We start from the raw sequence: 7,302 nt of genomic DNA, 5'->3' as shown, positions 1-7,302 counted from the left end.
ACACACACACACACACACACACACACACACCTATGCTATTCTTCTTCTTCTTCTTCTTCTTCCGAATCGTCTTCATCCTCTGAGTCTTCGTCTGTCTCTTCAGTTTCTGTGCCACCTCTGGGGACCAGGCCCAAGCCTTCCAGATCCAGTTCCTCATTGAGGATCTCATCATCCGTAGGCATTTCGCCTTTGGTCTTCGCCAGGCGCTTTTGCAGCTTTTCTGCCTGTTTCTTTTTCTTTTTCTCTGCTTTTTTCTTTTTGATAAAACTGTTCTGTGATCTTGCCATAGTCTACTCCTGGTCTATCAATGTGATCGCCTTGCCGGTTTTTCCAGCCCTTCCGGTTCGGCCGATCCGGTGAATATAACTGTCCATGGTTCGGGGTGCCTGGTAATTGATGACATGGGTGATGTCATTCACATCGATACCCCTGGCCGCCACATCCGTAGCCACCAATACTTGTAGTTTTCCTGTCTTGAACTTATTCAATGCCCTTTCGCGGTAGGCCTGTGTCTTGTTGCCATGAATCTCATCGGCGCGGATACCGGATTTTGACAACTTGACGCTGAGCTTGCTTACACCTCTTTTGGTTTCGGCAAATACCAGCACCTTGCTGAATTCCTTTTGGCGGATCATGTTCAGAAGAATCCTGAACTTATCTTCTCCTTCCTGTATCTTCAATACCTCCTGTTCGATGTGCGCAGCAGAATGTGTTCCTGAAGAAACCTTCACTTCTTTTGGTGACTTCAACAAACGTTTGATCAACATTCCCTGACCGGCGTTGATGGTGGCTGAAAACAAGATGGTCTGTTTCCTGTCGGTCATCTGATCAGCTATACGCATCACATCATTCACAAAGCCCATGTCCAGCATCCTGTCAAATTCATCAAGGATGAAGGTAGAAAATTCTGAAGGCTTCAATGCGCCGCGCTGTATAAGATCTGTTACCCGGCCAGGCGTGCCCACCACAATGTGGTTGGTCTTTTTAAGTCTGCCCAGATCCCTTGAAACACTGGTGCCACCGATAAGGCTCGTGCAAAATATCCCGGTTCCCTGGGAAAGACTTCTGCATTCTTCTTCGACCTGCAGCGCCAGTTCCCTGGTTGGAACCAGTACCAAAGTCTTAAAGGATTTGTTGGAGGTTAATAATTGTTGGATCACCGGGATCAGGAAGGCTGCAGTTTTACCCGAACCGGTGTTTGCAATCCCCATAACATCGTTCCCGGTGCTAAGGTATTCAATGGTCTGATCCTGAATCTCGGTGAGGAATTCATAACCCTTTTTCAGAATGCGATCCTTGAGCCCCTGGTCAATATCCAGGTCGGCGAAGCGTCTTTTTTGGGGCGCCTCCGAAACCGGTGTATTGGCAATGGCTTTGTGGATGAAACGTTCGGGGTTTGGTGAGCTGTCGTTTTTCTTGTTATTTCTTCTCCGCCCTCTGACCGCCATTGGTCTGCTATTATTTGAATTAGGTCTGCGTTTGAAACGCTGTCTTGTACTTTTCATATGTGGTTAATTGGTATTGGATATCGGCGCCTTGCCGACATCCTAAAAGGTAATGATGCTTAAGCTGCTTCGGGTATGGCATCCCATCTTCCCAACCGGTAAAGCATGCGGGTATGGTGCCAAAGGGCAACCATAAAGTTTTTCTGGGTGTAATAGGGTATGTTGAATTCTTTAGCGGTTGACGCTACGATCTTTGATATTTTCCGATAGTGGACATGGCATATTTTGGGAAAGAGGTGGTGTTCGATTTGATAATTCAGTCCACCGATCATCCAGCTGAATAACCTGCTGGATGGTGCATAGTTACTGGTGGTCATCATTTCATGAACGGCCCAGTCGCTGTGAATTGTCCCGTTCTTATCAGCGATATCGAATTTGCATTCGGGCATCACATGGGCAGTTTGGAAAATCAGACTAAGGATAAGTCCGGTGGTGAAGTGCATGGCAAAGAACGATATCAGGATCAGCCATGCAGGTGCGTCCAGTATGGCTAATGGGAGTACCAGCATGTAGGTGTGGTAAATGACTTTCCAGAGGATGAGTCTTCGGAGCATGCCACGGAATTTCTTTTTAGACTTGATAAGGCCGAGTTTCCGGTAGCGGAACAGCTGAACGAATTCCTTCATTGTTACCCACGACAGGGTGGATATGCCATAAAAGAACCACACGTACAGGAATTGGTACTTATGTATCCAGTAGCGTTTGGTGTAAGGAGAGAAACGCAGGACCGGTGGTGTGTGGATATCGTCGTCGGCACCTTCAATATTGGTGTAGGTATGATGCAATCTGTTGTGCTGGAGTTTCCAGATCTCTGCGTTGGCCCCAATTAAATTCATAGAATATCCCAATATCATGTTCAGGCGGGCATTGGGGGAGTAGGCCCCATGATTGGCGTCATGCATAACACAAAGACCGATGCCGGCCATCCCGATTCCGATCATGATCCAGCAGCCAAAGAACAACCAGGGTTGTGTGACAACACCAGTCATGATCAGAAAATAAGGCGTGAAATAGGTCAATATGACGACGATCGTTTTGATCGTCATGTTGGTGTTTCCGTAAATAGAGGTGCCGGTGGACTTGAAGTGTTCGTTAACCCTTTCTCGTAAAACGTTGAAGAACCGGGTGTGCTCTGAACTGGAAAACCTATGATGTAATTCGCTCATGTGTTGAAATTCGCCTTCTGTGTTGTTTTGCTGAACACATCACTGCGATTTTTCACACGATCTGTCCTTTTTAATATCTAAATCCCGACCTTGTTTCGCCGGTCATTTCTTGCTAAAACAAATGGAGTTTTAGGCCTGATATAGCCTGAATACGGGAAAGTAGTAACTTCAATTGGTTGATACTCTTTAATGTATTGATGCCATCCTCGTGGGGCAAAAGTAGTCATTATTTAGCAATATACGATCTGCCGTTGTTATTTTCCGGCAGATTCGGTTTTCCTGAATTTCTCTTCCAGGGCATAAAGCTCATCCCTGTAACGGGCGGCATCCACAAAGTTCAGGGATTTGGCCGCCTCTTCCATTTGCTTTCTGGTCTTTCTTATCAGGTCTTCCCATTGTGGCTTACTGAGATATTCCAGAACCGGATCGGCCGCAAGGTTGGTTCGTTCTTCCGGTTCTACATATGCCTGAGGCGATGACATACGCCCCAGGGTGGACTGCTGCATGATCTGTTCCTTTGATTTGGTGATGGCGGTAGGCGTGATGCCATGTTTCTCGTTATAGGCCATTTGCTTTTCTCTCCTTCGCTCAGTCTCGTCGATGGCCTTCCTCATGGAGTCGGTTATCTTATCGGCGTACATGATCACCTTTCCCCGGATGTTCCGGGCAGCCCTTCCGGCTGTCTGGGTCAGTGATCTTTCCGATCTGAGAAAACCTTCTTTGTCGGCGTCCAGAATAGCCACCAGGCTGACCTCCGGAAGATCCAGTCCTTCGCGGAGCAGGTTGATTCCAACCAACACATCGAACTTTCCCAACCTGAGGTCGCGGAGGATCTCCACCCGGTCAAGGGTGTCCACCTCCGAATGAATGTATCGGCACCGGATGTTCAGGTCGGCCATATACTTCGACAGCTCTTCGGCCATACGTTTGGTAAGGGTGGTAACAAGCACCCGTTCTCCACGTTCGGTCACCTGGTTTACTTCTTCCAGAAGGTCGTCTACCTGCGTGGTGCACGGACGAACCTCAATGATGGGATCCAGCAATCCGGTAGGGCGGATGATCTGTTCCACCACTGTGCCCTCACTTTGTTCCAGCTCGTATTCGGCCGGGGTGGCACTGACATAAACAACCTGGTTGATCAGACTTTCGAATTCCTCGAATTTCAACGGTCGGTTGTCTAGGGCCGCAGGGAGACGAAATCCGTAACCAACGAGGTTTTCCTTTCGTGAACGGTCGCCACCATACATGCCCCGAATCTGCGGGATGGTCACGTGGCTTTCGTCAACCACGAGAAGGAAATCATCGGGGAAGTAATCAATCAAACAGAAGGGTCTGGAGCCGCTTGATCTTCCGTCAAAGTACCGGGAGTAGTTTTCAATTCCGGAGCAATACCCCAATTCCCTCATCATTTCAAGGTCATAGGTGACCCTTTCTTCCAGGCGTTTGGCTTCCAGGTTCCGACCGGTCTCCTTGAAGTATTCTACCTGCTTAACCATGTCTTCCTGGATCATGAAGATGGACTGTTGCAGTCGCTCCTTTGTGGTCACGAAGATGTTGGCCGGGTAAATCTTAATCTCCTCAAAATTCTCCAGCTTAGCCCCGGTGGAGGGTTCAAACGAATGAATGGCCTCAATCTCATCACCCCAGAAGTGTATCCGGTAAGCGATGTCTGCGTATGCCGGGTAGATATCCACGGTATCGCCTTTTACCCTGAAATGGCCCCGTTCAAAATCCGCCTCTGTCCTGGCATAAAGTGCATTAACAAATTGGTGCAGCAATTGGTTGCGCGAAATGGCATCTCCTTTCTTGATATGTGAGATATTCTCTCCGAAATCATCCGGATTTCCGATGCCGTATATACACGATACCGATGATACCACAATCACATCACGCCGACCGGAAAGCAGGGCGGATGTGGTGCTGAGTCTCAGCTTTTCGATCTCGTCGTTGATGGAGAGATCCTTTTCAATATAGGTATCCGTGGATGGGAGGTAGGCTTCCGGTTGATAGTAATCATAATAGGAGACAAAGTATTCCACCGCATTATTCGGGAAAAACATTTTAAACTCGCCATAGAGTTGAGCAGCCAGGGTTTTGTTGTGGCTCAGAATTAATGTTGGCCGCCCCGTCTCCTGAATCAGGTTGGCTACGGTGAATGTTTTCCCTGATCCGGTAACGCCAAGCAGGGTCTGGGCAGGATCACCGCGACGAATCCCCTCGGTGAGTTGCCTGATTGCTTCAGGTTGATCTCCTGTTGGTTTAAAGGCAGAGGTTAAACTGAACTCCATGACAAATTGCAATAGAAAAAAACCGCCATCGTTTCGGATGGCGGTTCGGTTATTTTATTGATTGGCCTTCCACTTATTGATCTCTTCCTCGAGGTCCTTTTTATAGGAAAACTCGCTGCCGTCTGCTTTCGCTTCAGCCTCACCCAACTCAATGGCTTTCTGGTTGGAAGCAATGGCGTCCTTATGCTTGCCCATGGCTGCCTGGATATCCCCTTTTAAGGCGTGGGTGTACCAGTTATCGTTCTTAATGGTCAAAGCTTTGTCTACCCATTCAAGTGCCTGATCCAGGCTGTTTCCTGATTGAAGATAATACCTGGCTGAGTTTCTGTATACCTGCCAGTCATCTGCTTTTGCACTGGCCAATGCTTCCTTGATGTTGTTTTGGGCCTTGGCATCAACTTCTGTAACGATCGGAAAAGCTACAGACAATTTTTCCCAACGGAGTGTGAGAAGGGTGGTGTTTTCCGTAGTGTTCTCAAATGTGAATGTCAGGCGTTCACGTTGAGATGCCTGTCCGGGTTTTACATTGAAGCGCAGCGCATCTTCCTCCTGTTTGTAGGAACCGGAACCCCATTGTTCGGTATTGGAACTGAGAATGATGGTCCATTCTTTTTCACCCGGAATGGTGAACAGGGCATAGGTGCCAGCATTCAGATTTTTGCCATTCACCTTCACATCGTCGCTGAAAGTTACGGCTGTCGCTTTGTTGGCACCGGTACGCCAAACCTCACCGTAAGGCACCAGTCCACCCCAGATGACCCTTCCTTTAACTCCGGGAGAAGAGTAGGATACGGAAATATCGGTAAGTCCTACCCGTTGTTCGACCTTGGCTGCCGGACTGGGTTGTGGTAAATCCTGAGCCTTTACATTAATACCTGTGATGACGGCTAATCCGATGGTAAGTGAAAGTATCTTCTTCATGGTTGTGGTTTTGTTTGAGTCAATTATGATTGGGGACTAAAATTAGCAAAATGGATGGGATGAAATAAAAAAAGGATGCACGTATATGCATCCTTTTTCAACGAGTGAGGAAATATTTATTCGCTCAGCCCACCGGTACCGGTGGATGCGGTTTTGTTTGTAGCACTTGCTTTACATTTTCTGAAAACGATCGCTCCGCCGTCCATGGTATAAATGAAGGTAGTGGCCCCGAATTCAATGTCAAGAATTTCGTCATAAGGGGGAATCGCATTTTGTATCATTTCGAATATGGAGGTGTTTACGCTATCAACGGCCTGATAAGAAAAGGCGGACTCCGTTCGGTTTAGAAGCAAGGGTTGTTCAAGAATGCCTTTTCCAAGATCAACATAACCACACTCCCACGATTGTGCATGGCCTAAAGACGCACAAGACAAAAAGAAAAGGCCGATAAAAAATTGCTTCATGAATTGATATTTGACGGTATATACGCAAAATACAAAATCCCGTTCACTTTTTGAACGGGATTTTGTGTTAAGTTATCAACAAGCCGCCCTGGATAAGGCTTTCCGGAGGGGCTATGCGTCTAGGGAAGGCTTGGCTTTGGCTGCAACGCTGGACTCTTCCTGAGCGATCAGGGTATCTACGATCCTGTCCAGAGTATCGTTATTGGCTTCTGCGCTTTCCGTGCCTGCCATCCGAAGGGCATGCAGGTTTTCACCTTCGGCGTCATCCATTTCCGTGCTGGCGTCACCAAGTGTGGGTTGGATTCGCACGTATTGATTCGGAAGATCGATTGCGTCGTAAATCTGGCGGAGCTGGAAGTCAACGGTTTCCGAAACGCCGCTCATCATGATATCGATCAAAGGGGATATCCATTCTATCTTGCCCCAATCTTTGGCCTTTTTGTATTCGTATGCTTTCTTTTTGGTTCCAGTTCCAAGGGAGAGGATGAACATGTCTTTCGCCGTCACCATATTTCCATCTCCGTTTTTCGGGAACAGGGTACGTGCTTCTGCATATGCGCACAGCGCAGGATTATTTACAAATACGCCACCGTCTATTAACGGATACTCTACACCGGTTTCCGATACTGCCTTGTTCACTTCGAAATAGGTCGGAGCAGCGGAGGTAGACCTGCATACATCGACTACTGAATAGTCAGCGGCAGGCCATTGCTTTGCATCATGTTGCGTAAAGAAATGCGCTTTACGTCTGAAAATGTCATAGGATGTGATAAGGCAGGGCTTACGTAGTTCGCTGAGTTTGGCCTTGTCAAAAACATCATTCAGGACCTTTTCAATATTTTTTTCGTCATATACTTCATCGGTCAGGCCGAACAAACCGGTAAACTTTTTCCTGGCGGATTTTTTAAAGATGTCACCGCCACGAAGCAGGTATAGGTTAACAGCTTCTTCCGCTGTG

At 47.6% G+C, this 7,302-nt stretch carries 7 protein-coding genes; all 7 read right to left on the bottom strand.

Going from position 1 to position 7,302, the window contains the following annotated elements:
* Positions 1-35: 35 nt before the first annotated feature.
* On the bottom strand, positions 36-287 hold the full coding sequence (locus KDD36_13730; GenBank protein MCB0397710.1) for a hypothetical protein: 252 nt from the start codon (positions 285-287) through the stop codon (positions 36-38).
* Between the two features lie 3 nt (positions 288-290).
* Entirely contained in the window at positions 291-1,505 is a 1,215-nt protein-coding gene (locus KDD36_13725; GenBank protein ID MCB0397709.1) for a DEAD/DEAH box helicase, read from the bottom strand.
* Positions 1,506-1,564: 59 nt separating this feature from the next.
* Positions 1,565-2,551 carry an acyl-CoA desaturase gene (locus KDD36_13720; GenBank protein ID MCB0397708.1) on the bottom strand — a complete coding sequence of 329 codons (987 nt, stop codon included), beginning with the start codon at positions 2,549-2,551 and terminating at the stop codon, positions 1,565-1,567.
* A gap of 374 nt (positions 2,552-2,925) precedes the next feature.
* On the bottom strand, positions 2,926-4,959 hold the full coding sequence (uvrB, locus tag KDD36_13715; protein ID MCB0397707.1) for an excinuclease ABC subunit UvrB: 2,034 nt from the start codon (positions 4,957-4,959) through the stop codon (positions 2,926-2,928).
* 54 nt (positions 4,960-5,013) lie between these two features.
* Positions 5,014-5,880 carry a DUF2911 domain-containing protein gene (locus KDD36_13710; protein MCB0397706.1) on the bottom strand — a complete coding sequence of 289 codons (867 nt, stop codon included), beginning with the start codon at positions 5,878-5,880 and terminating at the stop codon, positions 5,014-5,016.
* A 116-nt stretch (positions 5,881-5,996) separates the two neighbouring features.
* Positions 5,997-6,344 carry a hypothetical protein gene (locus tag KDD36_13705; protein MCB0397705.1) on the bottom strand — a complete coding sequence of 116 codons (348 nt, stop codon included), beginning with the start codon at positions 6,342-6,344 and terminating at the stop codon, positions 5,997-5,999.
* Positions 6,345-6,455: 111 nt separating this feature from the next.
* Positions 6,456-7,302, bottom strand: an 847-nt coding sequence (locus tag KDD36_13700) for a patatin-like phospholipase family protein (GenBank protein MCB0397704.1), incomplete at its 5' end; no start/stop codon positions are given.

Source organism: Flavobacteriales bacterium (assembly GCA_020435415.1).
Classification (GTDB): Bacteria; Bacteroidota; Bacteroidia; order JACJYZ01; family JACJYZ01; genus JACJYZ01.
This window is presented reverse-complemented; position numbering and strand designations above follow the sequence as displayed.

Coding starts and splice junctions, on each gene's coding strand:
- KDD36_13730 (MCB0397710.1), bottom strand. CDS start 287: ATGGCAAGATCACAGAACAGTTTTATCAAAAAGAAAAAAGCAGAGAAA.
- KDD36_13725 (MCB0397709.1), bottom strand. CDS start 1,505: ATGAAAAGTACAAGACAGCGTTTCAAACGCAGACCTAATTCAAATAAT.
- KDD36_13720 (MCB0397708.1), bottom strand. CDS start 2,551: ATGACGATCAAAACGATCGTCGTCATATTGACCTATTTCACGCCTTAT.
- uvrB (MCB0397707.1), bottom strand. CDS start 4,959: ATGGAGTTCAGTTTAACCTCTGCCTTTAAACCAACAGGAGATCAACCT.
- KDD36_13710 (MCB0397706.1), bottom strand. CDS start 5,880: ATGAAGAAGATACTTTCACTTACCATCGGATTAGCCGTCATCACAGGT.
- KDD36_13705 (MCB0397705.1), bottom strand. CDS start 6,344: ATGAAGCAATTTTTTATCGGCCTTTTCTTTTTGTCTTGTGCGTCTTTA.